The sequence below is a fragment of the Micromonospora sp. NPDC049107 genome (genome assembly GCF_040648595.1).
Classification (GTDB): Bacteria; Actinomycetota; Actinomycetes; order Mycobacteriales; family Micromonosporaceae; genus Micromonospora.
Genome location: NZ_JBEZEC010000004.1, coordinates 1 through 25,373, shown reverse-complemented (window position 1 = coordinate 25,373; position 25,373 = coordinate 1). Strand labels below are relative to the sequence as shown.

Genomic DNA, 25,373 nt, shown 5'->3' with positions numbered 1-25,373 from the left:
CAGTGGCGAAGACGGTGGTCCACGTGCTCCGGCACGGCGAGGTGCACAACCCCGACCAGATCCTGTACGGGCGGCTGCCCGGTTTCCGCCTCAGTGAGCTGGGCGTGCAGATGGCCAAGGCCGCCGCGCAGGGTCTCGCCGAGCGGGAGATCGTGCACGTGGTGGCCAGCCCGTTGGAGCGCGCCCAGCAGACCGCCGAGCCCATCGCCGCCCAGTTCGGGCTGCCGGTCGGGGTGGACGAGCGGCTGATCGAGAGCGCCAACTGGTTCGAGGGCAAGAAGGTCTCCCCGGGCGACGGGTCGTTCCGCGACCCGCGCAACTGGTGGGTGCTGCGCGACCCGGTGACGCCGTCCTGGGGTGAGGCGTACCGGGCGATCGCCGAGCGGATGTTCGCGGCCGTGCACGCCGCCCGGGTCGCCGCCGAGGGACGCGAGGCGGTGCTGGTGTCGCACCAGCTCCCGATCTGGACGCTGCGTCGTCACGTCGAGCGCAAGCGGCTCTGGCACGACCCGCGCAAGCGCCAGTGCGGGCTGGCCAGCCTCACGTCGTTCCACTTCGACGACGCGAAGGTGGTGGGCATCGGCTACAGCGAGCCGGCCGCGCACCTCGTCGCTCTCTCCGCGACAGCCCGGACGGCCAAGGGGGCCTGATGACCACCCGGAGGTGGACCGCCGGTCTGCTCGCCGCCGTCGCCACGGTGGCGCTGGTCGGCTGTACGGCGTCGAAGGGGCAGGAGAAGACCTGCTCGACCACCTCCGACGGCATCATCGAGTGCGCGCCGGACCAGCGTTCCGCGCCGCCGAAGCTCGCCGGTGAGCTGCTCACCGGCGGCACGTACGACGTCAGCGAGGCCCGTGGCCAGGTGGTCGTGGTCAACTTCTGGGGCTCCTGGTGCCCGCCCTGCCGGGCCGAGGCGGACGACCTGGAAGCCGTCTACCAGGCCACCAAGGGCTCCGGGGTGAGCTTCCTCGGCGTCAACGTGCAGGATTCGCGGGACAAGGCCAAGGCGTTCGAGCAGGGACGGGTCACCTATCCGAGCCTGTTCGACCCGCCGAGCAAGCTGGCGCTGTCCCTGGACATCCCGCCGAACACCGTCCCGGCGACCGTCGTGCTCGACCGGGAGGGCCGGGTCGCCGTGGTGATCCGGGCGGCCGTCACGCAGGAGGGCCTGCGACCGGTCGTCGATCGGATCGCGGCCGAGAAGCCGGCGTCGAACTGATGGGCGAGACGTTCAAGGAGCTGGCCCAGAGCGGGCCGCTGGTGCTCGCCATCGGCGCGGCGGCGCTAGCCGGCCTGGTCAGCTTCCTCTCCCCGTGCGTGCTCCCACTCGTCCCCGGCTACCTCTCGTATGTCACCGGCCTAGCCGGCGCCAACCTCGAAGGCCGTGTAAGGAAGGGCACCTTGTTACCGCCTGCGGTAGAGGAAGGGGCCCTTCCTTTCACTTCGGCGGGCGGGGGTGGAGCTGTTGCCGTACGGGAGCGGACCGCGGCGGTCGCCGTCAAGGGCCGGGTGCTCGCCGGGACGCTGCTCTTCATCGCCGGCTTCACCGTGGTCTTCGTGGCCACCGCGATCCTGTTCGCCAGCATCGGGCGGGTCTTCTTCGACTACGAGCGGCAGTTGGAGATCGTCGTCGGTGTGCTGATCATCGTGCTCGGCCTGGGCTACCTGGGGATGATCCCGGCGCTGCAACGCGAGTTCCGGATCTCCCGGCTGCCGTCGGCCGGCCTGCTCGGCGCGCCGGTCTTCGGGGCGGTGTTCGCGCTGAGCTGGGTGCCGTGCACCGGGCCGACCCTCGGCGCGGTGATGGGCATGGCGGCCACCAGTGGGCAGAGTGACCGGGCCGTGGTGCTCGCCGTGGCGTACTGCCTCGGGTTGGGGATACCGTTCGTCGTCTTCGGGCTGGGCTTCCAGCGCCTGCTCGGGGTCTTCCGCGCCATCCGGCGCAACAGCCGCTGGGTCACCCGGGTCGGCGGCGCCCTGCTCATCCTGATCGGCCTGGCGCTGGTCACCGGCGGATGGCAGAGCTTCGTGATCTGGTTGCAGACCACCGTCGGGGTGGGCGAGGTGAGCATATGACGGTCGTCGACGAGCGCCCGGAGGCCGAGGCCCCGGCGCCGCGCCGCCGGCCCAGCCGGCTGCTGGCCCTGCTGCGCAACTCGTGGCGGCAGCTCACCAGCATGCGTACGGCCCTGATCCTGCTCTTCCTGCTGGCGATCGCCGCGATCCCCGGATCGGTGCTGCCGCAGCGCGGGATCAGCCCGGAGAAGGTCAACCAGTACTTCGTCGACCACCCGGACTGGGCGCCTCGGCTGGACCGGATCGGCGCGTTCGAGGTTTTCGGGTCGGTCTGGTTCTCCGCCATCTACCTACTGCTGTTCACGTCGCTGATCGGCTGCATCACGCCCCGGCTGCGCGACCACTTCCGGGCGCTGCGGTCCCGGCCACCGGTCGCGCCCAGGCGGATGGCCCGGCTGCCGCAGCACACCACGCTGCCCGCCCCGGCCGGCGGCGTGGACGCCGTCGCCGAGGTGCTGCGCAAGCGCCGTTGGCGGGTCGAGGTACGCGGGAACGAGGTCTCCGCCGAGAAGGGCTACCTCAAGGAGACCGGCAACCTGCTGTTCCACACCTCGCTCATCGCGGTGCTGATCGGCGTCGCGCTCGGCTCCTGGTACGGGTGGAGCGGCAACCGTCTGCTGGTGGCGGGCGCGGACAACGCGTTCTGCAACACCCGCCAGCAGTACGCCGAGGCCAAGCTCGGCCCCCGCGTCGACAGCGCCGACCTGCCCCGCTTCTGCCTGCGGCTGGACGATTTCCAGGCCCGGTTCCTGCCGTCCGGCCAGCCGGAGTTCTTCAACGCCCGGGTGACCGTGGACGGCCCCGACGAGCCGACCCGCAGCGCGGACTTCTCGGTCAACTCGCCGCTGCGTCTCGCCGACGCGAGCGTCTACCTGCTCGGCCACGGGTACGCCCCGGTGATCCGCTACACCGACCGGTACGGCAACAGCCAGGTCAGTGACGAGCCGTTCCTGACCACCGGTGACATGGGCCTGACCAGCGAAGGGCTGGCCGCCTTCCCGGACGCGAACGTCGACCCGGCGACCGGCAAGCGGGTACCGGGCGAGCAGGTGGCGTTCACCGGCATCTACCTGCCCACCGCGCCGCAGCAGCCGCCGTTCGTCCGCTCCGAGTACCCCACCGAGCGCAACCCGGCGCTGAACCTGGTCGCCTACCGGGGCAACCTCGGCATGGACGCCGGTATCCCCGGCTCGGTCTACCAGCTCGACCAGCGGCAGGTGCGCAACGGCAAGGTCAAGGAAGTCGGCAGCAAGCTGCTCCGCAAGGGCGAGAAGTGGACGCTTGACGACGGCACAACCGTCGAGTTCCTGGGCACTGAGCGGTACGTGACGCTCTCCGTCCGGCACGATCCCGGTTCGACACCGTTGCTGGTGAGCTGCGGTGTGCTGCTGGTCGGGCTGATGGGTTCGCTGTTCGGGCGGCGTCGCCGGGTGTGGTTCCGGGTGCTGCCGGCCGACCCCGCTGATGGATCTCCGACAGGCGGTAGTAGCTTGATGGAGGCCGGTGGGTTGCCGCGCACCGACTATCCAGGGTTCGCCGACGAGTTCGCCCAGTTGGTCGCCGCCGTGAACGGTGACGAACGGGCGGCCGAGCGGGCCGGTGCCGACACCGAATCCGGTGGCCCGGCCGGTGTGCGAGAAGGGACCGAGTGATGTCCGCGCTCTCCGACAATCTGGTGACCTTCGCGATCCTGACGTATCTGATCGCGATGATCAGCCACGCCGTCGAGTATGCGTTGGGCAACGCGCGTACCCGGGCCGCCGTGGCGTCGCCCGCTCGCGAGCTGGTGGGTGCCGGGGTCGGCGGTGCCGGCGGCGTGACCGCCGAGCCGTCCGGACCGGTGCCGCCGTCCGTCGACGGCTCGGCCGACCGGGCGCGGATCGCCGGGCTGGTCGCGGTGGGTGCCACCGCCCTCGCCGCCGTACTGCACCTCGGGGCGCTGGTCACCCGCGGTCTCGCGGCGGACCGCATGCCGTGGGGCAACATGTACGAGTTCGTGCTCACGGTGACGTTCATCGGGGTCGCGGCCTGGCTGGTGGTGCTCTGGAAGCGGCCGTCGCTGCGCAAGCTCGGGCTGTTCCTCACCCTGGTCATGGTGCTCCTGGTGGCCACCGCCGAGCTGGTCCTGTACGTGCCGATCGTGCCGCTGGTGCCGGCGCTGAACTCGTACTGGTTCGTCATCCACGTCTCGACCATCGTGTTCGCGTCCGGCATCTTCCTGCTCGGCGCGGTGCCGGCCGTCGGCTTCCTCATGCGCAACGGGTTCGAGCAGGGCAAGCGGAGCTTCCCGTACACCCTCGCCAAGCGGCTGCCCGCCGCGGCCAGCCTGGAGCGGCTGACGTTCGCGTTGCACGCGTTCGCCTTCCCGATCTTCACTTTCGCGGTGATCGCCGGCGCGATCTGGGCCGAGGCGGCCTGGGGTCGGCCGTGGGGCTGGGACCCGAAGGAGACCTGGGCGTTCATCTCCTGGGTGGTCTACGCCGGATACCTGCACGCGCGGGCCACGCCCAGCGTGAAGCGGAACGTGGCCACCTGGATCGCCGTGCTCGGCTTCCTCACCATGCTGATGAACCTGTTCGGCGTGAACATCTTCTTCACCGGCCTGCACTCGTACGGCGGGCTGAACTGACCTGGCAACACAGCGCGGGCCGGCCACGGAATCGTCCGTGACCGGCCCGCGTCGTCAGGGCGTGTGCGGTCAGCCGACGGTCACCGGCGCGACGTCGTTGCCCGGGTTGTCGTCCACCCGCGGGTAGCGGCCGTACGGCTGGACCTCGCCGGGCGTCCCGGAGAGGCTGTCGATGCGCAGGTCGAAGGTGACCGTGTTGCTGGTCCCGGCGGTGAACACGGCCCTTCCCCCGTCGCAGTACCAGGTCTTCGGGGCGTCGTCGCCGTTCTCCTCCTCCTCACTGCCGGTCTGTGAGCAGCGCGGGCTGCCCAGCACGGTGATGCCGGCCGGCGGGGTGAAGTAGAACGCGCCGACCGTGTCGCCGGAGATCGTGCCGTCCGGCACGCCCGGCCCTTCGTTACGGATGCCCACGGTGACCTGGACGGTGTCGCCGACCGCACCGGTGACGGCGGCGCCCTGGGCGACGATGTCGAAGGCGCCGTGCACCGCACGCAGGTAGGTCTGCCCGCCGACGCCGTCGACCTCGACCGGGATCACGCCGAGCGGCTTTCCGACCGGCCGGAGCCGCAGTGCCTGGTCGCTCTCGCGGTGCGTGAGTCGCACACCGCTCGGAAGGGGCCCGGCGGTCGCCAGCGGCTCCACGATCTGGGTGATCCGCTTGTCGCCGAGGGTGGCCGGACCGACCGTGGTGGCGAGCCCGCCGCGCAGCTCGTGCCGCTGGCCGGGCGCGAACGTGCCCCGCACGGTGCAGACGACCACGGTGGCGAGCACCTGGTCGGTGCCGTAGCGGCAGTTGCGGTAGCTGGCCGGGACGAGGCCGACCGGGAAGCGCATGGTGAGCCGCAGGTCGACGGCCGGTTGGTCGCCGGCGTTGACCACGGCCACCGGGGCGGCGCGGGTGTCACCCACGTCGACGCCGTCGACGTACTCGTCGACCATGTCGAGCAGGTCGGGCCCGGACCGCACGGTGATCGTCGCCTGCTGGGTGGACACCTCGGTCTGCTCGCCGAGCGCGGTGTAGGTCAGGGTGCCGGTCGCGCCGTCGACCGCGCCGGGCGCGGCCCGGAACACCACCGGCACCGTGCCGGTGACCGTGCCGAACTCCTCGGTGGCGTCGGCCGGCATCGGGCAGGTGACCGAGGTGCCCTCGGTGACACACGCGGTGGGGAAGGTGGCCGTTGCGACGCCGGCCAGGCCGGTCAGGTCGAGGGTCACCCGGGGTTGGGCCGCGCCGGTGCTGGTCAGGGTCAGCGGAACCGTCCGAGCGGGAGCGTCCGGGCCGCCGACGGTGGCGTCGTAGAGCAGGGCCTCGACCCAGCCGGGATCGTCCTGCGCCAGGGCCGGCGTGGCGGCCACACCGACCGTCGCGGCGCCCACGACCAGCGCGGTGAAGCCGCGCAGGAGCCTGCCCCGTGATACACGCACAGATCTCATCGATCTCCTTGGTGAGGGGGACCGGTCGGCGTCACTTCAGCCCGACCGGCACCCCTGATCCTAGAGATCGCCTATGACAGTTTTCGATCAGTCGATCGGTGCGCGGACACCGTCGGATGGCCTTGATCCACTCCAGATCGCCGACGTGGGGGCAATGCCGGGCGTCGGATGCCGCCACATCGGCGATCCGGTGTCGATCACGATCGACGGCCCACCCACGCGAGCGGGCCGTCGATCACGATCAACGGCCGAACCGGGCTCGGTCGCGGTCAGCCGCCGAACCAGCCCGGCATGTCGAGGCGGAACCAGTTGGTGGCGGCCATCGTGCGCAGGTCGTCCTCGATCGCGGCCACGCGCTCCTCGCCCAGGGTCGCGGCCCACCGTTGCCGTAGCCGATCGAAGATCTCGGCCGAGCGACGGAGCCCGTCGACGCCGCGCGGTGTCATCCGGACCAGCCGTCGGCGGGCGTCGGCGGGGTCGTCGACCCGTTCCAGGTAGCCGACGGCGACCAGCCGGTCGACGGTCTTGCCGGCGGCCTGCTTGGAGATGCCCAGTCGCTGCCCCAGCTCGCTGGCGGTGGTGCCGTCGACGCCCACGGCCTGGAGCACGAACCCGTGCAGCGGGCGCAGCTCGGGGTGCCCTTCGCGGGCCAACTCGGCGTGCAGGTCGTCGATCAGCGTGCGGAAGCCGGCCAGCAGCAGCAGCGGGAGCTGGAAGCCGGGCCGGGACGGCTCAGGGGTTGCCATGTTCGACAACCACGTTTACTATTTCGTCAACCACGTTGACTATCTTAGGGCAGGCAACCATGTCCGTCTTCACCACCCACACCGCCGAGACCGCACCCGCCGCCGCACGCCGGGCCATCGAGGGAGTACGCGGCCGATTCGGCTGGCTCCCCAGCGCGGTGGCTCTGATTGCCGAGTCGCCACAGCTACTCAACGGCTTCCTCGCCGCCAGTGCGGGATTCGAACAGACCAGCCTCGCGCCCGTCGAGCGGGAGGTGGTCATCATGGCCCTCTCCACCTCCCACGAATGCCACTTCTGCGTGGCCCTGCACACCGGCAAGATCACTGAGATCGGCGCGAGCGCCGCGCTGATCACCGCGCTGCGCGCCGGCACGACGCTGCCCGAGCCGCGACTGGAAGCGCTGCGCCAGTTCACGCTGGCCGTGCTCAAGCACCGGGGCGCGGTGCCCGACGAGGAACTGGAAGCCTTCCTGGCGGTCGGCTACCAGCCCCGGCAGGCGCTGGACGTGGTGCTCGGGGTCGGGGCGTACACCATGTCCACCTTCGCCAACCGGCTCACCCGCGCGCCGCTCGACCCGCCGCTGGCCGCTCACGCCTGGACGCCGCCCGTGTCCTGAGCGAGCCGCGTTACCGCGACATGCCGGCAGAGGCTGACTCAGGGTCGCGGTTCCGCTACCTTGCGCCAGAAGGGCCGATGGGCCTCCTCGGCAGCGGAAGGTGAGGCGCGGTGACCACGACACTGTCCACAGCGGAAATGATCAGAGACCAGCTCCGGCGGTCCCGGCTCGCGGCCGGGCTCAGCCAGGAGGAGTACGGCAAACGGGCGCACTACTCACCGTCCATGGTGTCCTCGGTCGAGGTGGGCTCGACGGTGCCCAACCTGGCGTACCTGACCCGGGCCGACGAGGTGCTCGACACCGGCGGCCTGCTGGTCTCGCTACGCGAGCTGGGTCGCCGGCACGCCGAGCCGGTGTGGTTCCGCCCCTGGTTGGAGGTCGAGCGGGTGGCCACCCAGTTGCGGTGCTTCGAAGCGACGATGGTTCCCGGGCTGTTGCAGACCGCCGACTACGCCCGCGCGGTGTTCCGGCTCGACCTGGGGCTCACCGCCGAGCGGGTGGAGGAGTTGGTGGCCGCCCGGCTGGAACGGCAGACGATCCTCGACCGGGAGCACCCGCCGCAGCTCACCGCCGTGATCGACGAGGCCGCCCTGCGACGCTTCGCCGAGGGCAACGCCGGGGTGCTGGCCGGCCAGCTCCGGCACCTGGTGGCGTGCGCCCGCCGCCCGCACATCCGGGTGCACGTGCTGCCCCAGGCGGTCGGGCTGCACGCCGGCATGTTCGGGCCGTTCATCCTGGGCCGCACCGCCGACGGCAGTTGGCTCGGTTTTCTCGACAACCAGACCGGCGGCACCGCCGTCGACGAGAACAACGAGGTGGCGACCCTGCTCGGAAGGTGGGAGAGTCTGCGCAGCGACGCGCTGCCCCGGCAGCAGTCCATCGACCTGCTCGAGGAGATCGTGAAGCCATGGATCTGACCGGAGCTCAGTGGCGCAAGTCCACCCGCAGCGGCAACAACAGCGGCGCCTGCGTCGAGGTCGCCGACAACCTGCCCGGCCGGGTGCACGTCCGCGATTCGAAGGACCGCGACGGCGGCGTGCTGACCTTCAGCCCGGCCGCGTGGCGCTCCTTCGTCGAGCTGACCCGCACCCCCTGACCCCAGGGCTCCTGCTCAGGCCGCGTGGTCCGCACCCACTGACCTAACCCGGGCTCGGGCTCAGGCCGCGAGGAAGTCGCGCAGCAGGGCGAGCATCACGTCCGGGCGCTCCTCGTACAGCCAGTGCCCGCAGTCGTCGATCACCTCGCCGCGAACGGTGTCGGCGTACCGGCGTACCTGCTCGGCGACCTGGCCGCCGAGGCTGGCCGCCGCGCCGACGGCCAGCACCGGCATGGTGAGCTTCGTGGCCCGGTACGTCGCGTTGTCGGCGATGTCCCGGTCGAACGCCCGGAAGTGGGCGAAGCTCGCCCGCAGGTGCGCCGGGTCGCGCAGGTGGCCGGCGAACTCCTCGATGTCCGACGCCCTGATGCTGCCCTTGTGCACCATCAGGGCGTCGGTGAACCGGTCCACCCAGAGCGACTCCCGCCCACGGACCAGCTCCTCCGGCAGCCCGTTGTCGAGCGTGAAGAAGCCGAAGTTCCACACCGCCGGCCCGGCCGCGGTGAGCGCGGGAAACGTGTAGATGCTCTCGTCGGGGATCGGCGCCTCGGTGAGCGCCAGCCGGCTCACCCGGTCGGGATGGGCGGCGGCGTACGCGTACGCCACCATCGTCCCCAGGTCGTGCCCGACCACTCGCAGGTCACTGACCAGGCCGAGTTGGTCGAGCAGGCCGTGTAGGTCGGCGGCGACGCTCTTCTTGTCGTACCCGTCGACCGGGGCGTCGCTGTCCCCGAAGCCGCGCAGGTCGGGCGCGACCACCTCGAAGGACCGCCCCAACTCGGGCAGCAGGTGCCGCCACATGTACCAGCACTGCGGGTACCCGTGCAGCAGCACCAGCGGTGGGCCGCTGCCACCACGGACATAGTTCATGGTCATCCGACCGACCCGTGCCCGTTGCTCGGTGAACCCCGCCGGAACCCGATCGCCACCCATCCGCCGCCCCCGTCTGCCGGCTGCCCGGCTACCCGCTCGACCGGCGGCCATGCCTGCGCGCGCCGCGCATGCCTGCGACACTGCGCTCGAACGTTGATCGACCCGGGTTTCCGGAAGTCGGGCCGTCCCCGGCCGCCGGACACCCCGACTTCCGGAAACCCGGGTGGATCAAGGCCGGGGCTCGCCGGGGTCGTCGCGGGTGTCACAGCACCCGGCGTGGGCCGCGCCGCACCCGGTGCGGGAGACTGGGCGACATGGCTCGTGGCTTCCCGTACACCGATCTCAAGGACTTCCTCGCGGCGCTGGAGCGCGCGGGGGAGTTGCGTCGGGTCGACGTCCCCGTCGACCCGACCCTGGAGATCAGCGAGGTGGTCAGCCGCACGGTGCGCGCCGGCGGGCCAGCGCTGCTGTTCGAGCACCCCACCCGGGGTGAGATGCCGGTGGCGATCAACCTGTTCGGCACCGAGAAGCGGATGGCGATGGCCCTCGGCGTCGACTCGCTGGACGAGGTCGGCGCGCGGATCGGCGCGTTGATCAAGCCGGAGCTGCCGGTCGGCTGGTCCGGCATCCGCGAGGGCCTGGGCAAGGTCATGCAGCTCAAGTCGGTGCCCCCGCGCAAGGTCAAGACCGCGCCCTGCCAGGAGGTCGTCTACCGGGGCGACGACGTCGACCTGGGCCGGCTGCCGGGGTTGCAGGTGTGGCCCGGCGACGGCGGGATCTTCCACAACTACGGGCTGACCCACACCAAGCACCCGGAGACCGGCAAGCGCAACCTGGGCCTCTACCGGCTTCAGCAGCACGGCCGCAACACCCTCGGCATGCACTGGCAGATCCACAAGGACTCCACCGCGCACCACGCGGTCGCCGAGCGGCTCGGCCAGCGCCTGCCGGTCGCGATCGCGATCGGCTGCGACCCCGTCGTCTCGTACGCGGCAAGCGCGCCGCTGCCCGGCGACATCGACGAATACCTGTTCGCCGGGTTCCTGCGGGGCGAGCGGGTGGAGATGGTCGACTGCCTCACCGTCCCGTTGCAGGTGCCGGCGCACGCCCAGATCGTCCTGGAGGGCTACCTGGAGCCCGGCGAGCGGCTGCCCGAGGGGCCGTTCGGCGACCACACCGGCTTCTACACGCCGGTCGAGCCGTTCCCGGTGCTGCACATCGAGGCGATGACCATGCAGCGGAACCCGGTCTACCACTCGATCGTCACGTCGAAGCCGCCGCAGGAGGACCACGGCCTCGGCAAGGCCACCGAGCGGATCTTCCAGCCGCTGCTCAAGCTGATGATCCCGGACATCGTCGACTACGACCTGCCGGCCGCCGGGGTGTTCCACAACTGCGCGATCGTGTCGATCCGCAAGCGCTACCCGAAGCACGCGCAGAAGGTCATGAACGCGATCTGGGGCGCGCACCTCATGTCGCTCACCAAGCTGATCGTGATCGTCGACGAGGACTGTGACGTGCACGACTACAACGAGGTGGCCTTCCGCGCCTTCGGCAACGTCGACTACGCCCGTGACCTGCTGCTCACCGAGGGGCCGGTGGATCACCTCGACCACTCGTCGTACCAGCAGTTCTGGGGCGGCAAGGCAGGCGTCGACGCGACCCGCAAGCTGCCCACCGAGGGCTACACCCGAGGCTGGCCGGAGGAGATGACCATGGCCCCGGAAGTCGCGGCCCTGGTCGACAAGCGCTGGAAGGAGTACGGGATCTGATGGCCGTCCTCGACGCACCCGTGGAGAAGCCGGGCCGGGTCAAGTCCTTCCTCAAACTCGTCGCGATCGAGCACTCGGTGTTCGCGCTGCCGTTCGCGTACCTGTCGGCGCTGACCGCCATGCAGGTGAACGGCGGGCACGTGCGGTGGCTCGACCTGCTGCTGATCACCGTGGCGATGGTCGGCGCGCGGACGTTCGCGATGGCCGCCAACCGGATCCTCGACCGGCAAATCGACGCCCGGAACCCGCGTACCGCCGGACGGGAACTGGTCACCGGGGCGGTGAGCGTGCGGACGGCCTGGACCGGCGCGGCCGTCGCGCTCGTGGTGTTCCTCGCCGCCGCCGCGCTGCTCAACCCGCTCTGCCTGGTGCTCGCGCCGCTCGCCGTGGTGCCGCTGGTCGTCTACCCGTACGGCAAGCGGTTCACCAACTGGCCGCACGCCATCCTCGCCATCGCCCAGGCGGTCGGCCCGGTCGGCGCCTGGCTCGCGGTCACCGGCACCCTGGCCGGCTCCGGGCCGGCCTGGCTGCTCGGCGCGGCGGTCGGGCTCTGGATCGGCGGCTTCGACCTGATCTACGCCTGCCAGGACTCCGAGATCGACCAGCAGATCGGCGTGCACAGCGTGCCCGCCCGGTACGGTCGCCGCTTCGCGCTGCACGCCTCGACGCTCGCGCACGTGGTGACCTTCGGGCTGTTCGTGTGGTTCGGGGCGCTGATCGGGTTCGGCTGGCTGTGGTGGGTCGGCCTGGCGCTGACCGCCGTCGCGTTCGCCTACCAGCACCTGGTGGTCAGCCCGACCGACCTCAGCAAGGTCAACCGGGCGTTCTTCACCGCCAACGGGTTCGTCGGCATCGCGCTGTTCGTCTTCGCCCTGCTCGACCTGGTGATCCGCCTCGGCCTGCGGCCCTAGCTAGCCGGCTGCGGCCGTCGGGTAGCGGCCGCTCTCCAGGGTCCAGTCGATGGTGCCGCGCACGGCGTACGCGACCCCGTCGAGATGGTCGGTGACGGCCTCGTCCAACGCCGGCCCGAACGACGGCACGGCGGCGCGGAGCGCCACGAACCGCCGCATCGACTCGCGCCAGCGCTCGGCCACCCGCCGTACCGCCTCGTCCGACGACACGCCCCACTCGGCCTGTGTCGCCAGGACCAGGTTGTGCCCGCCCGAGGTGGCCCGGTCCTTCTCCAGCGAGGCCAGGTCGTTGTACCAGGAGAGCAGGTCGTTGCCGGTGCGGGCGATCTGGCGCAGCAGCGGATGGTGGTAGACCGGATCGGGCAGGGGCCGGCCGCCGACGAACTCCACCAGCGGATACGACACCTCGGCCGCCGAGGTGGCCCGTCGCAGCTCGACGTACTCGTCCACGCCGGGTCGGACGGCGGCCTCCTTGTTGGCCGCCTCCCGCCAGGTGCCGTCGAGGTGCCGGCCCACCGCGTCGGCGAAACGTAGCCGCCACCGGGACGGCATCCGTCTGCGCGGTTCCCGCCAGGCCAGCACCAGCAGTCGCCGCAGCGGCCCGGTCAACCCACCGTGCCGGAGGCGGGGACCGTCGTGCAGCAGTGCCAACGTCCCGTCGCGCAGCGCCCGGATCTGCGCCGGGCTGAGCCGGTGCGGGCCGTCGCAGGCGTCGTCGACGAGGAAGAACCAGGTGAAGAGGGCCGTCAGCACCCGCAGGTCGGCCTCGCTGGCGTCCGGGTAGAGCCGTCCCGCGTACCGGGCGAAGCCGCCCCGAGCCAGCCGGTGCAGCGCGGCGTCGTCCAGCGGCATGCCCAGCTCGGGCAGGATGTCGACGAGCCACTGCTGGACCTGGTCGGCGTGCGGCGAGAGCCGGGGTGGGATCGGGCACTCGGCGCGCAGCGCCCAGAGGACCTCGCCGGTCGTCACCGATGCCTCCCGTGCGAACTGCTCCCGGTGCGAATCGCCATCGGCAGCATCGCAGGTCGGCGGGATAACCACCTACCCGGCCGGACAAGTCGGGCGGCTGCGGCGCGGCGGATCGTGGGGTGCCCAGCGGCGCGCGGCGTCGACCAGGCAGGCTGGGGGCATGCGGGAACCATGGGTGGTCGGTGTCTCCGGGGCCTCCGGTACGCCGTACGCGGCGGCCGTCGTCGGCGGGCTGCTCGACGCGGGCGAGCCGGTGGACCTCATCGTGTCCCGGGCGGCCCGGCTTACCCTGCTGGACGAGACCGGGCGCTCGTTCCGCGACGCGCACTGGGCCGAAGACCTCGCGGCCTGGCTGGGCCGGGACCTGACCGGAGCGGACGTACGCCACTGGCCGGCCGGCGACCTGGCCGCCGGACCCAGCAGCGGTTCCTACCGGGTACGCGGAATGGCCGTCGTACCCGCCAGCACCGCGGCCTGCGCCGGCATCGCGATCGGGCTCTCCAAGGATCTGCTGCAACGTGCCGCGGAGGTCAACCTGAAGGAGCGCCGACCGGTCGTGGTGGTGCCCCGGGAGACCCCGGTGACCCGCAGCCACCTGGAGCACCTGATCGCGTTGCACGACGCCGGCGCGGTCGTGCTGCCGGCCAGCCCCGGCTTCTACGGCGCGGGCGCGGCGGCCAGCGCGCAGCAACTGGTCGACTTCGTGGCCGGCAAGGTGCTGGACGCGCTCGGCGTGCCACACACCCTGTTCCGCCGGTGGTCCGGCCAACTCGGCGCGGCCCGGAGCTGAGCCGTCACCTGGGTTGCAGTGGTGCGCGGACCGGACAGGTGTCCGGTCCGCCTGACATTGTCCGCACCAGTTCAGTACATGCCGGCGTTGGCCGGACCCGGCCCGGTGGAGGCGGCCGGACCCACGTTGCGTGGCTTTCCGACCTCGTCCACCTCGTCCAGCATGCCCTCCCCCTCAAGCAGGGCTCGCACCTCGGATTCCCGAAACCGGCGATGCCCGCCTGGAGTCCGGATGCTTCCTATCCGGCCGGCCGCCGCCCATCTCGTCACAGTCTTCGGGTCTACCCGAAACAGCGCGGCGACCTCACCCGGTGTCAGCAGGCGATCTCCAGTGTCCACAGCCCCCTCCTCGCGTCGACGAAGCCCCTGGCTGAACACACTGCCCCCGGCTGGTGCGAGCCCAGAGCCGTCATGAGGGACGTATGGCAATTACAGCACCAGGGACCTGGCCTGTCCGCCAAACGCGAAAAATGCACTGACTGGGAAGTTAGTAAATGGTACTGGTGCAACCCCTACCTAGACCGTCAGTTTATGAACAGTTACTCACTGTTCTGACCAACGGATGCCGAAGGCCTCGCGTTACGCCCAACGCGTTAAGGTCACTCTCCGTGGACGCCATCGACCTGAGCCTCGTCGACCTGCTGCGCGGCAACGCCCGCCTGTCGTACGCCGAGCTGGCCCGACAGGTGGGCCTCTCCGCCCCGGCCGTGCACGAACGCGTCGGCAAGCTGGAGAGCAGCGGCGTGGTGCTGGGCTACCGGGCGGACGTGGCGCCCGAGGCGATCGGGCTGGGCGTCACCGCGCTGATCGGCATCGTCGAGGACTCCGGCGCGGACTCCGACGACATGCTGGAGTCGCTGCGGGTGCTGCCCGAGATCGAGTCCTGCTACTTCATGGCGGGCGTCGAGTCGTTCCTGCTGAAGGCCCGGGTCGGCACGATCGCCGAGCTGGAGCAACTCATCGTGCGGCTCAACCGGACCCCCGGGGTCGCCTCCACGCGCACCGCCATCGCCCTCTCCACCAAGTGGGAGAACCGCCCCCAGGCGGTCGGTCCGCAGCCCACCTGAGCTGGTTGCTAGGTTTCCGGGCGTGACTCATCTCGACCGGTGCGACGAGGCCAGCCGTAGCTGGGTGACCGAGGCGATTGCCGCCGTCGAGGCCGACGCCAACCGCTCGGCCGACACCCACCTGCTGCCCTTCCCGCTGCCCCGGGCGTGGGGGATCGACCTCTACCTCAAGGACGAGTCGTCCCACCCGACCGGCTCGCTGAAGCACCGGCTGGCCCGCTCACTGTTCCTCTACGGCCTGTGCAACGGCTGGATCGGGCCGCAGACCACGATCGTCGAGGCGTCCTCGGGCTCCACGGCGGTCTCCGAGGCGTACTTCGCCCGCATGCTCGGCCTGCCGTTCATCGCCGTGATGCCCGCCTCCACCTCGCCCGAGAAGATCGCGCAGATCGAGTTCCAGGGCGGCCGGTGCCACCTGGTGGACGACCCGGCGGGCGTGGTGGTCGAGGCCCGCTGGCTGGCCGAGGACTCCGGCGGCCACTTCATGGACCAGTTCACGTACGCCGAGCGGGCCACCGACTGGCGAGGTAACAACAACATCGCCGAGTCGATCTACGCGCAGTTGGAGCTGGAACGACACCCCATCCCGGCCTGGATCGTGGTCGGCGCCGGCACCGGTGGCACCAGCGCCACCATCGGCCGGTACGCCCGCTACCGCCGCCTGGCCACCAAGCTCTGCGTCGTGGACCCGGAGAACTCCGCCTTCTACCCCGCCTGGGTGGCCGCCGACTGGTCCGTACGCACCGGCAAGGGCTCCCGCATCGAGGGGATCGGCCGGCCCACGGTCGAGGCGTCCTTCCTGCCCTCGGTCGTGGACCGGATGGTCCAGGTGCCGGACGCGGCCTCGCTGGCCGCCATGCGCGCCGGCTCGACGGTGCTCGGTCGTCGGGTGGGCGGCTCCACCGGCACCAACCTGTGGGGCGCGTTCAGCCTCATCGCCGGCATGCTGGCCGAGGGGCGGACCGGCTCGGTGGTCAGCCTGATCTGCGACGCCGGTGACCGGTACGCCGACACGTACTACTCCGACGACTGGGTCGCCGCCCAGGGCCTCGACCTGACGCCGCACGCTGCGACCGTCGAGCGCTTCCTGAGCAGCGGCGACTGGCCCGCCTGAGCTGCCTGTCCGGTCCGACGGCGGGCCCGCGCAGCCGTCAGCGGGGGTCGATCCGTTCGGCAAGGCCGGGATAGCGCACCACGTACCCGTCGGCGTCCAGGTCGATGTCGGCCGTGAAGGTGCCGCTGGCGAACCGTACCCGGCCCGGACCGAGCCCGGTGTAGATCTGCTCGGCCGGCACCACCTCCAGGCCCGGCAGCAGCACCCACGCGACCGTGATCCGGCGCGGCATGTCGGCCGGTCCGCCGGTCAACCCGAGCCGGCGTACCGGAAGGGCGTTGAACAGCGGCGAGCCACTCAGGTCGACGTCGAGCGCGTCGGCGAGGCGATCCGGGTCGTCGGTGCCGGGCAAGCCGGCGCGCGGGTGTCCGGCCCCGACCAGTGCGGCATCCAGGTCGCCCTGCTCGGCGGTGGTGACCCGCCACCGGGACGTGGCCCGCTCGAGGGTCACGCGCCGAAGCCAACCCGACCCCTCGGCCTCGACCTCGACCCGGGCGGTGCTCCCGTCGGGCGCGGTCGTCAGCCGGTAGCGGGCGGTGAACGGAATCGGATCGACGGCAAGCACGGTGCCGCGCGCCGACAACGCGTCGCCGTCGTCGAGCAGGGCATGTTCGCTGCCGGCGGTGTCCGTCCGGGACCAGAAGATCGACTTGGTCATGGTCGCCATGAGCCGGACGTTACGCGACCCGGACGCGGTCGGCAGCGCATGCGGGAACGCCGCCGCGGAGCACAAGCTCCGCGACGGCGTTCGGCGTGGATCAGAAGATCAGTGGGTACGCGCCGGCGGCCGCCCGCCGAAACCCCGCCGATCATCACGCGGTCGGTCGTCCCGACCACGGCCCTCGGAGCGGTAGCCGCCCCGGCTGTCGCGGTCCGGGAAGCGCCGCTCACCCCGGTCGGCCTGCGGCCGGTCGCCGTAGCGGCGCTCGCCGGTCGGCCGGTCACCGTACTGCCGGTCACCCTGCGGGCGGTCGCCCTGCGGGCGGTCGCCGAAGCGGCGCTCGCCCGTCGGCCGGTCGGCGTAGCGGCGCTCGCCCTGCGGGCGGTCGCCGTACTGTCGGTCGCCCTGCGGGCGGTCGCCGTAGCGGCGCTCGCCCGTCGGCCGGTCGCCGTACTGCCGGTCGCCCTGCGGGCGGTCGCCGAAGCGGCGCTCACCGGCCGGTCGGTCACTCCGGTCGGTCTGCGGGCGGTCGCCGTAGCCGCGACTGTCGCGATCGGCGTACCGGCGCTCGCCGGTGGGCCGGTCGCCGTAGCGGCGCTCGCCCTGGGGACGGTCGCCGTACTGTCGGTCGCCCTGCGGCCGGTCGCCGAAGCGGCGCTCGCCGGTGGGCCGGTCGCCGTAGCGGCGCTCGCCCTGCGGGCGGTCGCCGTACTGCCGGTCGCCGGTGGGCCGGTCGCCGTAGCGGCGCTCGCCCTGGGGACGGTCGCCGTACCGGCGCTCGCCCTGCGGCCGGTCGCCGAACCGGCGCGGGCCGCCGGAGCGGTCGTCGAACCGTCGTCCACCGCCGGAGCGGTCACCGAAGCCGCGCGGCTCCGCCTCGACACGAACCGGAACGCCGCTGGGCTCGCGGGCGCCGATCAGCTCCGCCAACACCGGGTCGCCGACCCGGACGCGGGTCTCGGCCGGCGCGACGCCGGCCTTCTCCATCATCGCGAGGGTGGTACGGCGCTGCTTGGGCAGCACCAGCGTGGCGACCGCGCCGGACTCGCCCGCGCGGGCGGTACGACCGGCACGGTGCAGGTAGTCCTTCGGGTCCTTCGGCGGGTCGACGTGCAGCACCAGCGTGACCCCGTCGACGTGGATACCACGGGCCGCCACGTCGGTGGCGACCAGGACGTTCATCCGACCCTCACGGAACTCGGCGAGGGTCTTGGTCCGCATCCGCTGGGTCTTGCCGCCGTGCAGCCCACCGGCCCGCACGCCGACCGCGGCCAACTGGTCGACCAGCCGGTCGACGCCCATCTGCGTACGCGCGAACACCATGGTCCGTCCGTCCCGCGCCGCGATCGAGGCGGTCACCGGAAACTTGTCGTGCGGCGGGATCAGCAGCACGTGGTGGTCCATGGTGGACACCGAGGCGGTGGACGGCGCGGTGGAGTGCGTCACCGGGTCGTTCATGAATCGCTTGACCAGCGCGTCGACGTCGCCGTCCAGAGTGGCGGAGAAGAGCAGGCGCTGACCGCCGGCCGGCGTCTTCGCCAGCAGTTCGGTCACCTCGGGGAGGAAGCCCATGTCGGCCATCTGGTCGGCCTCGTCGAGCACCGTCACCTCGACGTCGTCGAGCTGGCAGATGCCCCGTTCGATCAGGTCGCCGAGCCGGCCCGGGGTCGCCACGATGATCTCCACGCCCCGCCGGAGCGCGTCGATCTGGCGGTCGTATGGAACACCGCCGACGGCGGTCTTCAGGAACACGTTGAGCGCCTTGCCCAACGGCAGGAGCGCGTCGTTGACCTGCATGGCCAGCTCGCGGGTCGGTACCAGGACCAGGGCGCGTGGCCGCATCGGACGCGCCGGACGCCCGGCGGCGACGCGGGCCAGCAGCGGGAGGCCGAAGGCGAGGGTCTTGCCCGACCCGGTCTGCCCACGACCGAGCACGTCCCGCCCGGCGAGGGCGTCGGGGACGGTGGCCTGCTGGATCGGGAAGGGTGCGGTGATGCCCTGTCGGGCCAGAGCGCGAACCAGCGGCTCGGGCAGGCCCAGACCGGCGAAGTCGATCGACTCGGCGGTCTCGGCCGAAACGGCGTCAGACGTCTCGGGGGCGTCGATCGTCACGGGGGCGTCGGACGTCACGGGGGCGTCGACCGCCGTCGTGGCGGAATCGAAAACGGACGGAACGGTGCTGGGGTCAGCAGAGGTGGTCAACAAATGCCTTTCAAGCGGGGCGCATCTTCGCGATGGCCTGCCGCGGCTGTGCCGCCGGATCGCCCGCAAGATCGCCCATGGGCGCACATCGGGCGCGCCAGGTCAGTGATCCCGACCAGTGTACGGCGATTCGGCGGAGTCGCCAGCCGGTTGACCGACCGTAGTGGGCGGACTCACCCTCGCAGCCGTGGTGTCGATCAGCCGTCGAGCATGCCGCCCATCAGGCCGTCCAGGGCGTTGTTGGCGAGCAGGACGACCAGCACGCTGATCCCGATCAGGAGCCCCAACGCGGCGATCAGGACGATCACCACGCGGGTGTTCCGGGAGCGCTCCGCCGGGGTGTCCGACCAGCCCTGGGCGAGGATGTGCCCGGTCAGCGAGCCGGAATTCTCCACCGCCGCGTTCGCCGGTAGGGCGATCGTGGTGAAACCCGGCCCGTCGCCGCTGGCGTAGACGGTGCCCGCCTGGTCAGCGCCGCCGGCACGGGCTCCGGTACGACCATCGGCCGTCGTGCTTCGCCGCTCGGGCCCGCCGTGCGGGGTGGTCGTCCGGTGGTCCGTACCGCCGGGCAGGGGGGTGGTGGACGGCGGCCACGTCGGCAGCGCGGGCGCGGGAACCACCGGCGGGGCGGACCCGGGTGTCCCGGCCCAGGCGCTGCCCGGGGCGGGCGGCGCGGCGGTCCATCCGGAGAAGGTGGCCGGCGGCGCGGAGACCGAACCCGTGGCGGGTGCGCCCGGCGTGCCGGTCGTCGCCGGAGGCGGCGGGAACGGTGGCGCCGGCATCGGGCCGGGCTGCGGCGGTGGCGCGGGCACCGGCGGGCCAGGCGGCGGCATCGGCGGCCCGGGGACGGGTGGCGTCGGCGGCCCCGGGACAGGCGGCATCGGCGAGGGTGGTGGCACGGGCGGTCCCGGAACCGGCGGCACCGGGTCCGGTCGGGGCGTGGGGAAGGGGCCCGGCGTCGGCGTCGGACCGGGCGGGTACGGCCCTGGGCTCGGTGCGGGCTCCGGCTCGCCCGGCCCCGGCGGTGTCGGTTCCGGGGCCGGACGCGCGGGCGGCTGCGCCGGCTCCGGGGGTTGCGCCGGCTCGGGCGGTTCGGGATTCACCGGTCCCGACCGGTAGACGGCGGACGTGCTCGCCCGGGGCTCCGGCGCGGCCCCGCCGCCGGCCGCGACCCGGCTGCTGCCGGGGACCGTGGCGCTGGCCCGCGCCGACGTCGGGCCGGTGGCGGTGCCCGTGGCGGTGGCCTGCGTCGGCGTCGAGCCGGTGGCGGGCGCTGGCGTTGGGCCCGTGGCCTGCGTCGGCGTCGGGCCGGTGGCGGTGGCGCTGGTCGGCGCGGTGGCGCTGGCGGTCACCGACGCCGTCGCGCTGGCGCGCGCCGGGGCGGTCGAGGTGTCGGCCGATGCCGGTGCGGGCGAGATGTCCCGCTGCGCGGGCAGTGTGCTGGCCGAGCCGGCCGCCCGGTAGGTGGTCGCGGTGGCTGGAGCGCTCACCGGCAGATCACCGGGGCGTGGGTGGGCTGTCGCGACGCTGGCCCGCGCCCGCACCGGGGCGGCGGTCGGATCAGCGGCGGCGTCCTCCGACGGCTCGACGTCCGCCCCGTGGCCGTGCGCGTCGTCGACGGGGTCGCCCGCGGCGTCGTCTCCGGCTGTCGCGTCGTACGTGCCGGCGGCCTTTCCATCGGACTCCGCGACCCCGTCGCCGGTGTCGCCGTCGAGCGCGGCGTTCCCGTCCCGCACCGCGGCGTCGGTGAGCGCGGTGTCCCGGTCGGCGCTGGTCAGCGTGGCGCTGGGAGCACCGGCCGGCGAGCCGGCGTCGGTCGTCGGATCAGCGGTCGTCGGATCCGCGGTCGTCAGCCCCGCGGCCCGGCCGACGTCGACACTCTCCGCCGGATCTCTCTGCTCGGCCATCTCCGCCCTCCGCGCCACGCTCGCACCCGGCCCGTGACGTCGGACCGGGTGTGCCTGGTTGTCACCGTGCCACAGATCGTCCCAGGCGGACAGCCGGAGCCCCGGTGGCGGATCAGCGTCCCGCGCTCGGGCTGTCGCTGGTCGTCCCGCTCCGGCTGGTGGACGGCGTGCTGGCGGCGGAGGCCGATGAGCTGGCCGGTGCCGTGGTGGGGGGCGGCGGCAGCGTCGTCGGCGTGTTGGTCGGGCTGTCCGTCGGGGTCGGCGAGGTGCCGCCGGTCGGCTCCGGCGTACCGGTCGGCGTACCGGTGGGCTTCGGCGTACCCGTGCCGGTCGGCGGGGTCGGCGGCTTCGTGGTCGGCTTGCCGGTGGGGGTCGGCTTGGGGGTGGGCGTCGGCTTCGCGGGCGGCGTCGGCTTGCTGGTGGCCGGCGGCGGCACCGGCGGAAGGGGCACGTTCGGGGTCGGCACCGCCCCGATCACCCGGGTAACGGCGTAGAGCCGGGACCAGTTGACCACCGAGACCTTGACCACGTCGCCGGTCGTGGGCGCCTGCACCATCTTGCCGTTACCGATGTACATGGTGACGTGGTGGATCGTGGTGTAGCTGCTGCCGGAGGCGAAGAACATCAGGTCGCCGGGGAGCGCCTCGCTGGGTCGTACGGTGCGGGACCGGGTGGCGGCGTACTGGTCGCGGGAGACCCGGGGCAGATCGAAGTAGTCGGCGCCCGGGGAGCGGTACGCGGCCCACATCAGACCCGAACAGTCGAACTGGTCCGGCCCCTCCTCGGACCACTTGTACGGGTCACCGAGCTGGGCGAGCGCGTACCGGACGGCGGCCAGCGCCCGCGGGTGCGCGGACATGCCGCTGGTGCTCTGGCCGGCGACGTAGCCCGATCCGAACTGCTGCTCGGCGGCCTCCTGCTGCCGTTCGAGCAGGATCAGCTGGGCGGCGTTGTCCTTGCGGAGCTTGAGCAGGCTGGCCTCGGCGGTGCGCAGGGCATTCTCGCCGGTGGCGAACTCCGCCTCGACGGCGTCGACGGCCGCCTTGGCCGCGGTGTGTGCCTGGTAGGCGGTCTGTTCGCTGGCCCGGGCCCGCGCCAACTCGCCGGTCACGGCGGTGGTGGCACCCTCGACCTTCTCGCCACGGTTGATGCGCTGGAGCCGGCTCAGGCCCTGGATGTCGTCGACGAAGTCACCCGGCGGCAGGGCGGCGGCCGCCTTGACCGCGTCCGAGGCTGCGGAGTCGGCTGCCTGCTGGGCGCGGAGGAGAGCGTCCTGCGTGGTCGCCAGCACCTTGCCGGCCGCGACGAGCTGCGCCTGCGCGTCGGTACGTTTCTGTCGGGTCAGCAGTAGTTGGTCGCCGAGCAGGCCGACCTGACTCTCGGCGGCGGCGATCTGGGCGGCCAGCGGGCCGTTGCCGAGGTTGACCGGGGGGGCCGGGACGCCGGCGAGGGGCGGGCTGCCGGGCACCTGCGGGGCACCGATGGCCGGTGGACGCGCGCCGGTGTCCGGCACGGTCGAGGGCACGGTTGGCTCGGCGTACGCGGGGGTGGCCAGCACGGCGGCGGCGATCGCGCCGAGCAGGGCGGCCCAGAGCTTCGGCCGCAGCACCGGCGAGATCACCGGGCTCCGTCGTCGCTGCCGTCGCCCGCGCCCGCTGTCGACCATTCCGCTCCCCGTCCGGTGCTCGTCGTCGCGCTCGGTGGGCGCGACCGTCGGGACGGTACCAGTGTGTGAGTTCCGCCCCACCTTGTCTTACCGCACGGCGGCAGTGATGTCGATGCATCGGCGGGTTACGGGAGGCTGAGAGTCCGGTGAAGTGGGTCGCTGTCGCGGACCGTGCCGCCCGGCCCACCGGGGGGTCGACGTACCCTCGGGAAAGACCGCAGGTGGAAGGGACGTGCCATGGACGCCGGACTCAAGCGTGAGCTCGAAGCGAAGGTGTACGCCGGTGAGCGGCTGACCCGGGAGGACGGCGTCGCCCTCTACGACAGCGACGACCTGACCTGGTTGGGGCGGCTGGCGCACCACAAGCGCACCGAGCTGAACGGTGAGCGGGTGATGTTCAACGTCAACCGGCACCTCAACCTGACGAACGTCTGCTCGGCGTCCTGCGCGTACTGCTCGTTCCAGCGTAAGCCGGGCGAGAAGGACGCGTACACGATGCGCATCGACGAGGCGGTCCGCAAGGCCAAGGAGATGGAGGATGAGCAGCTCACCGAGCTGCACATCGTCAACGGCCTGCACCCGACGCTGCCGTGGCGCTACTACCCGAAGGTGCTGCGCGAGCTGAAGGCGGCGCTGCCGAACGTCAAGCTCAAGTGCTTCACCGCGACCGAGGTGCAGTGGTTTGAGAAGATCAGCGGCCTGAGCGCCGACGAGATTCTCGACGAGCTGATGGACGCCGGCCTGGAGTCGCTGACCGGTGGCGGCGCGGAGATCTTCGACTGGGAGGTCCGCCAGCACATCGTCGACCACGAGTGCCACTGGGAGGACTGGTCGCGCATTCACGCCCTGGCCCACAGCAAGGGCATGAAGACCCCGGCGACCATGCTGTACGGCCACATCGAGGAGCCCCGGCACCGCGTCGACCACGTGCTGCGCCTGCGGGAGTTGCAGGACGAGACCGGCGGTTTCGCGGTCTTCATCCCGCTGCGCTACCAGCACGACTTCGTCGACTCGGCGGACGGCAAGATCCGTAACCGGATCCAGGCGCGCACGACGATGGCCTCGCCGGCCGAGTCGCTGAAGACGTTCGCCGTGTCTCGGCTGCTGTTCGACAACGTGCCGCACGTGAAGAACTTCTGGGTGATGCACGGCCTGTCGGTGGCCCAGCTCTCGTTGAACTTCGGCGTGGACGACCTGGATGGCTCAGTGGTCGAATACAAGATCACCCACGACGCCGACTCGTACGGCACCCCGAACACCATGCACCGCGACGACCTGCTGAACCTGATCTGGGACGCCGGCTTCCAGCCGGTCGAGCGGGACACCCGCTACAACGTCGTCCGGGAGTACGACCGGGCGCCGTCGCTGGCCGAGCGCCGCGCCGAGCCGCAGCAGGTCTGGGCCTGAGACACCACGTACCCTCGCAGTCGATGACCGAGCAGCGCAGCGCCGAGCAGCAGGGCGGCTTCCCCCGACGAGACGCCGAGGGGCGCGTCCGTACGCTTGGTGACCTGCTCGGGGTGTGCCTGGCCGGCCTGGTCATCGGTGTGCTGGCGCTCGTGCTGTTCGAGTGGGCGTTCGCCTCGTTCGGCGCCGCCGACTTCGGGCACACCAACGGTTGGCTCGCGGTGATCCTGCCGGCCTGGCTGTTCTGGGACGACTTCCGCGCCTGGGGGTTCGGGGCTGCCCGGGTGGTGGCGGCGCTCGTCGCGGCGGCGGTCGCGGTGTTCGTGGGGCTGCTGGTCGCCGGGCTGGGCGCGGGGTTGCCGCCGCTGCTGTCCGGCGCGTTGGCGGCGGCGGCGTTCACAGTGGCGTACGCGACGATCTGGTTCCCCGGCGTCCGTTGGCTGGCCCGCCGGACGGGCTGAGTGACCCGCCCATCGGGCGCGGAGAAGGAGTACATGAGGTGAGCGCGGCGCTCAAGTACACGCTGGGCCGGATCGGGCTGTTCGTCGCCGTACTGGCGGCCCTCTGGCTGGTCGACGTGGACATCTTCCTGAAGCTGATCCTGGCGCTGGCGTTCTCCGCCGCGCTCTCCTTCTTCCTGCTGCGCGGCTGGCGCGACGAGATGGCCCACGAGATGGCCGAGGCCACGGCTCGTCGCAAGGCAGAGAAGGAGCGCCTCCGCTCCGCCCTGGCCGGCGAGGACGAGCAGTCCGACGAGGGTGAGCGGCGGCAGCCGTAGGGCCTGCGGACGCGTGCCGCGCGGGGACCGTCGAAACGGGGCGGCGGGAGCGGCTGCCTGCCGTTAGTGTCTCCCGCCGTGGAAATCTTCAACAAGATCAGCGACTGGCGGGCCAAGGTTTTCGTCTGGGTCGGCCTGCCTGTCATCGCCGGCATCGGTCTGCTGCTGGGCGTTGGTGACCTCGGACCGGCCTGGCAGGCGAAGGGCGGTGGTGGCACCGCGGGCACCTTCACGGCCGTCTCGGAGGAGTGTTCCCGTCGAAGCTGCACCTGGCACGGCGACTTCGTGGCCGACGACGGTGCCAAGCGGGCGGACGTGATCCTCTACGACGCCCCGGACACCCTGTCGACGGGCGAGACGGCCCCCGCACTGGACACGGGCGCGCGCAAGGGCGTCTTCGCCGCCGCCGGGGGTTCCACCTGGCTGCTGGTCACCGCGCTAACCCTCGCCGGAGTGGTGGCCGCCGTCGCCTGGGTGCTCTTCCTCACCCACACCGTCCGCCGCCACCGCGCCCCAAACGAACCCCTCCCCGAGCCAACCAACCGCGCCTGAGAAGCGTGATCAAGAGGTTTGCGTCAGCAGAGTGGCATTCGGTGACGCAAACCTCTTGATCAACCGCGTTCCGTCCGGACGGGGGGCGGGTGGGGGGTGGGGTGGGG

The 25,373-nt window shown here is 72.0% G+C and carries 26 protein-coding genes; 17 read left to right on the top strand and 9 right to left on the bottom strand.

The window, feature by feature from the left end; genetic code table 11:
- The first annotated feature begins 2 nt into the window (after positions 1-2).
- From AB0B55_RS11210 to ccsB, 5 genes are read left to right on the top strand one after another with little or no spacing between them, the layout of a single operon-like run.
- Positions 3-650, top strand: coding sequence for a histidine phosphatase family protein (locus tag AB0B55_RS11210; protein ID WP_357171605.1), 648 nt, complete (start codon positions 3-5; stop codon positions 648-650).
- Positions 650-1,219 (top strand): TlpA disulfide reductase family protein, encoded by a 570-nt coding sequence (locus AB0B55_RS11205; protein ID WP_357171604.1) that lies wholly within the window; start codon positions 650-652, stop codon positions 1,217-1,219. The genes AB0B55_RS11210 and AB0B55_RS11205 overlap by 1 nt, the downstream gene beginning before the upstream one ends.
- Positions 1,219-2,076: a cytochrome c biogenesis protein CcdA gene (locus AB0B55_RS11200; RefSeq protein ID WP_357133739.1), complete on the top strand. Its 858-nt coding sequence runs from the start codon at positions 1,219-1,221 to the stop codon at positions 2,074-2,076. The genes AB0B55_RS11205 and AB0B55_RS11200 overlap by 1 nt, the downstream gene beginning before the upstream one ends.
- A complete protein-coding gene (locus tag AB0B55_RS11195; protein ID WP_357133737.1) occupies positions 2,073-3,728 on the top strand; it encodes a cytochrome c biogenesis protein ResB in 1,656 nt (551 codons plus the stop codon). Before AB0B55_RS11200 ends, AB0B55_RS11195 begins: the two co-directional genes overlap by 4 nt.
- Positions 3,728-4,705 (top strand): c-type cytochrome biogenesis protein CcsB, encoded by a 978-nt coding sequence (gene ccsB, locus AB0B55_RS11190; protein WP_357171603.1) that lies wholly within the window; start codon positions 3,728-3,730, stop codon positions 4,703-4,705. The genes AB0B55_RS11195 and ccsB overlap by 1 nt, the downstream gene beginning before the upstream one ends.
- A gap of 69 nt (positions 4,706-4,774) precedes the next feature.
- Here ccsB and AB0B55_RS11185 read toward each other — a convergent pair whose 3' ends face one another.
- Both AB0B55_RS11185 and AB0B55_RS11180 read right to left on the bottom strand, forming a co-directional pair.
- Positions 4,775-6,130: a hypothetical protein gene (locus tag AB0B55_RS11185; RefSeq protein WP_357171602.1), complete on the bottom strand. Its 1,356-nt coding sequence runs from the start codon at positions 6,128-6,130 to the stop codon at positions 4,775-4,777.
- 278 nt (positions 6,131-6,408) lie between these two features.
- Complete coding sequence (locus AB0B55_RS11180; RefSeq protein WP_357133730.1) at positions 6,409-6,885, bottom strand: MarR family winged helix-turn-helix transcriptional regulator; 477 nt, start codon at positions 6,883-6,885, stop codon at positions 6,409-6,411.
- Positions 6,886-6,944: 59 nt separating this feature from the next.
- Between AB0B55_RS11180 and AB0B55_RS11175 the strand changes: the two genes are divergently transcribed.
- The 3 genes from AB0B55_RS11175 to AB0B55_RS11165 all read left to right on the top strand — a co-directional run bounded on the left by AB0B55_RS11175 (position 6,945) and on the right by AB0B55_RS11165 (position 8,598).
- On the top strand, positions 6,945-7,502 hold the full coding sequence (locus AB0B55_RS11175; RefSeq protein WP_357171601.1) for a carboxymuconolactone decarboxylase family protein: 558 nt from the start codon (positions 6,945-6,947) through the stop codon (positions 7,500-7,502).
- A 137-nt stretch (positions 7,503-7,639) separates the two neighbouring features.
- Positions 7,640-8,419, top strand: coding sequence for a helix-turn-helix transcriptional regulator (locus AB0B55_RS11170; RefSeq protein WP_357133847.1), 780 nt, complete (start codon positions 7,640-7,642; stop codon positions 8,417-8,419).
- Positions 8,410-8,598, top strand: coding sequence for a DUF397 domain-containing protein (locus AB0B55_RS11165; RefSeq protein ID WP_357133726.1), 189 nt, complete (start codon positions 8,410-8,412; stop codon positions 8,596-8,598). Before AB0B55_RS11170 ends, AB0B55_RS11165 begins: the two co-directional genes overlap by 10 nt.
- Before the next feature lie 60 nt (positions 8,599-8,658).
- On the opposite strand, the gene AB0B55_RS11160 is transcribed toward AB0B55_RS11165, so the two are convergent.
- Positions 8,659-9,474 (bottom strand): alpha/beta hydrolase, encoded by an 816-nt coding sequence (locus AB0B55_RS11160; RefSeq protein ID WP_357171600.1) that lies wholly within the window; start codon positions 9,472-9,474, stop codon positions 8,659-8,661.
- A 311-nt stretch (positions 9,475-9,785) separates the two neighbouring features.
- Here AB0B55_RS11160 and AB0B55_RS11155 point away from each other — a divergent pair, with 311 nt between their 5' ends.
- Complete coding sequence (locus AB0B55_RS11155) at positions 9,786-11,243, top strand: menaquinone biosynthesis decarboxylase (RefSeq protein WP_357171599.1); 1,458 nt, start codon at positions 9,786-9,788, stop codon at positions 11,241-11,243.
- The gene (gene mqnP / locus AB0B55_RS11150; RefSeq protein WP_357171598.1) at positions 11,243-12,154 is read left to right on the top strand and encodes a menaquinone biosynthesis prenyltransferase MqnP; all 912 of its coding nucleotides are present in this window, start codon (positions 11,243-11,245) and stop codon (positions 12,152-12,154) included. The genes AB0B55_RS11155 and mqnP overlap by 1 nt, the downstream gene beginning before the upstream one ends.
- Here the strand turns inward: mqnP and AB0B55_RS11145 are convergent, their stop codons facing one another.
- Positions 12,155-13,123 (bottom strand): terpene synthase, encoded by a 969-nt coding sequence (locus AB0B55_RS11145; RefSeq protein WP_357171597.1) that lies wholly within the window; start codon positions 13,121-13,123, stop codon positions 12,155-12,157.
- 160 nt (positions 13,124-13,283) lie between these two features.
- On the opposite strand from AB0B55_RS11145, the gene AB0B55_RS11140 reads away from it, so the two are divergent.
- Positions 13,284-13,913 carry a UbiX family flavin prenyltransferase gene (locus AB0B55_RS11140; protein ID WP_355048303.1) on the top strand — a complete coding sequence of 210 codons (630 nt, stop codon included), beginning with the start codon at positions 13,284-13,286 and terminating at the stop codon, positions 13,911-13,913.
- 71 nt (positions 13,914-13,984) lie between these two features.
- Here AB0B55_RS11140 and AB0B55_RS11135 read toward each other — a convergent pair whose 3' ends face one another.
- Entirely contained in the window at positions 13,985-14,251 is a 267-nt protein-coding gene (locus AB0B55_RS11135; protein WP_007454516.1) for a BldC family transcriptional regulator, read from the bottom strand.
- Positions 14,252-14,520: 269 nt separating this feature from the next.
- Between AB0B55_RS11135 and AB0B55_RS11130 the strand changes: the two genes are divergently transcribed.
- Both AB0B55_RS11130 and AB0B55_RS11125 read left to right on the top strand, forming a co-directional pair.
- Complete coding sequence (locus tag AB0B55_RS11130) at positions 14,521-14,979, top strand: Lrp/AsnC family transcriptional regulator (protein WP_357133716.1); 459 nt, start codon at positions 14,521-14,523, stop codon at positions 14,977-14,979.
- A 22-nt stretch (positions 14,980-15,001) separates the two neighbouring features.
- Positions 15,002-16,093 carry a PLP-dependent cysteine synthase family protein gene (locus tag AB0B55_RS11125; protein WP_357133714.1) on the top strand — a complete coding sequence of 364 codons (1,092 nt, stop codon included), beginning with the start codon at positions 15,002-15,004 and terminating at the stop codon, positions 16,091-16,093.
- 37 nt (positions 16,094-16,130) lie between these two features.
- Here the strand turns inward: AB0B55_RS11125 and AB0B55_RS11120 are convergent, their stop codons facing one another.
- The 4 genes from AB0B55_RS11120 to AB0B55_RS11105 form a co-directional block, all read right to left on the bottom strand.
- On the bottom strand, positions 16,131-16,751 hold the full coding sequence (locus tag AB0B55_RS11120; RefSeq protein ID WP_357171821.1) for a putative glycolipid-binding domain-containing protein: 621 nt from the start codon (positions 16,749-16,751) through the stop codon (positions 16,131-16,133).
- A gap of 108 nt (positions 16,752-16,859) precedes the next feature.
- Entirely contained in the window at positions 16,860-18,860 is a 2,001-nt protein-coding gene (locus AB0B55_RS11115) for a DEAD/DEAH box helicase (protein WP_357171820.1), read from the bottom strand.
- A 293-nt stretch (positions 18,861-19,153) separates the two neighbouring features.
- Positions 19,154-20,863 carry a hypothetical protein gene (locus AB0B55_RS11110; RefSeq protein ID WP_357171596.1) on the bottom strand — a complete coding sequence of 570 codons (1,710 nt, stop codon included), beginning with the start codon at positions 20,861-20,863 and terminating at the stop codon, positions 19,154-19,156.
- Between the two features lie 112 nt (positions 20,864-20,975).
- Entirely contained in the window at positions 20,976-22,529 is a 1,554-nt protein-coding gene (locus AB0B55_RS11105; RefSeq protein ID WP_357133710.1) for an NlpC/P60 family protein, read from the bottom strand.
- Positions 22,530-22,766: 237 nt separating this feature from the next.
- Here AB0B55_RS11105 and mqnE point away from each other — a divergent pair, with 237 nt between their 5' ends.
- The 4 genes from mqnE (at position 22,767) to AB0B55_RS11085 (ending at position 25,266) form a co-directional block, all read left to right on the top strand.
- Positions 22,767-23,936 carry an aminofutalosine synthase MqnE gene (mqnE, locus tag AB0B55_RS11100; RefSeq protein WP_357133708.1) on the top strand — a complete coding sequence of 390 codons (1,170 nt, stop codon included), beginning with the start codon at positions 22,767-22,769 and terminating at the stop codon, positions 23,934-23,936.
- A gap of 23 nt (positions 23,937-23,959) precedes the next feature.
- Positions 23,960-24,397 (top strand): hypothetical protein, encoded by a 438-nt coding sequence (locus AB0B55_RS11095; protein ID WP_357133706.1) that lies wholly within the window; start codon positions 23,960-23,962, stop codon positions 24,395-24,397.
- A 38-nt stretch (positions 24,398-24,435) separates the two neighbouring features.
- Positions 24,436-24,714: a DUF4229 domain-containing protein gene (locus AB0B55_RS11090; protein WP_357133704.1), complete on the top strand. Its 279-nt coding sequence runs from the start codon at positions 24,436-24,438 to the stop codon at positions 24,712-24,714.
- A 78-nt stretch (positions 24,715-24,792) separates the two neighbouring features.
- Complete coding sequence (locus AB0B55_RS11085; RefSeq protein ID WP_357171595.1) at positions 24,793-25,266, top strand: hypothetical protein; 474 nt, start codon at positions 24,793-24,795, stop codon at positions 25,264-25,266.
- The last annotated feature ends 107 nt before the right edge of the window (positions 25,267-25,373 follow it).

Bases quoted from the DNA above. Each gene is read 5' to 3' on its own strand.
- AB0B55_RS11205 (WP_357171604.1), top strand. From the start codon at position 650: ATGACCACCCGGAGGTGGACCGCCGGTCTGCTCGCCGCCGTCGCCACG.
- AB0B55_RS11200 (WP_357133739.1), top strand. From the start codon at position 1,219: ATGGGCGAGACGTTCAAGGAGCTGGCCCAGAGCGGGCCGCTGGTGCTC.
- AB0B55_RS11195 (WP_357133737.1), top strand. From the start codon at position 2,073: ATGACGGTCGTCGACGAGCGCCCGGAGGCCGAGGCCCCGGCGCCGCGC.
- ccsB (WP_357171603.1), top strand. From the start codon at position 3,728: ATGTCCGCGCTCTCCGACAATCTGGTGACCTTCGCGATCCTGACGTAT.
- AB0B55_RS11180 (WP_357133730.1), bottom strand. From the start codon at position 6,885: ATGGCAACCCCTGAGCCGTCCCGGCCCGGCTTCCAGCTCCCGCTGCTG.
- AB0B55_RS11175 (WP_357171601.1), top strand. From the start codon at position 6,945: ATGTCCGTCTTCACCACCCACACCGCCGAGACCGCACCCGCCGCCGCA.
- AB0B55_RS11170 (WP_357133847.1), top strand. From the start codon at position 7,640: ATGATCAGAGACCAGCTCCGGCGGTCCCGGCTCGCGGCCGGGCTCAGC.
- AB0B55_RS11165 (WP_357133726.1), top strand. From the start codon at position 8,410: ATGGATCTGACCGGAGCTCAGTGGCGCAAGTCCACCCGCAGCGGCAAC.
- AB0B55_RS11160 (WP_357171600.1), bottom strand. From the start codon at position 9,474: ATGACCATGAACTATGTCCGTGGTGGCAGCGGCCCACCGCTGGTGCTG.
- AB0B55_RS11155 (WP_357171599.1), top strand. From the start codon at position 9,786: ATGGCTCGTGGCTTCCCGTACACCGATCTCAAGGACTTCCTCGCGGCG.
- mqnP (WP_357171598.1), top strand. From the start codon at position 11,243: ATGGCCGTCCTCGACGCACCCGTGGAGAAGCCGGGCCGGGTCAAGTCC.
- AB0B55_RS11140 (WP_355048303.1), top strand. From the start codon at position 13,284: ATGCGGGAACCATGGGTGGTCGGTGTCTCCGGGGCCTCCGGTACGCCG.
- AB0B55_RS11120 (WP_357171821.1), bottom strand. From the start codon at position 16,751: ATGACCAAGTCGATCTTCTGGTCCCGGACGGACACCGCCGGCAGCGAA.
- AB0B55_RS11110 (WP_357171596.1), bottom strand. From the start codon at position 20,863: ATGGCCGAGCAGAGAGATCCGGCGGAGAGTGTCGACGTCGGCCGGGCC.
- AB0B55_RS11105 (WP_357133710.1), bottom strand. From the start codon at position 22,529: ATGGTCGACAGCGGGCGCGGGCGACGGCAGCGACGACGGAGCCCGGTG.
- mqnE (WP_357133708.1), top strand. From the start codon at position 22,767: ATGGACGCCGGACTCAAGCGTGAGCTCGAAGCGAAGGTGTACGCCGGT.
- AB0B55_RS11095 (WP_357133706.1), top strand. From the start codon at position 23,960: ATGACCGAGCAGCGCAGCGCCGAGCAGCAGGGCGGCTTCCCCCGACGA.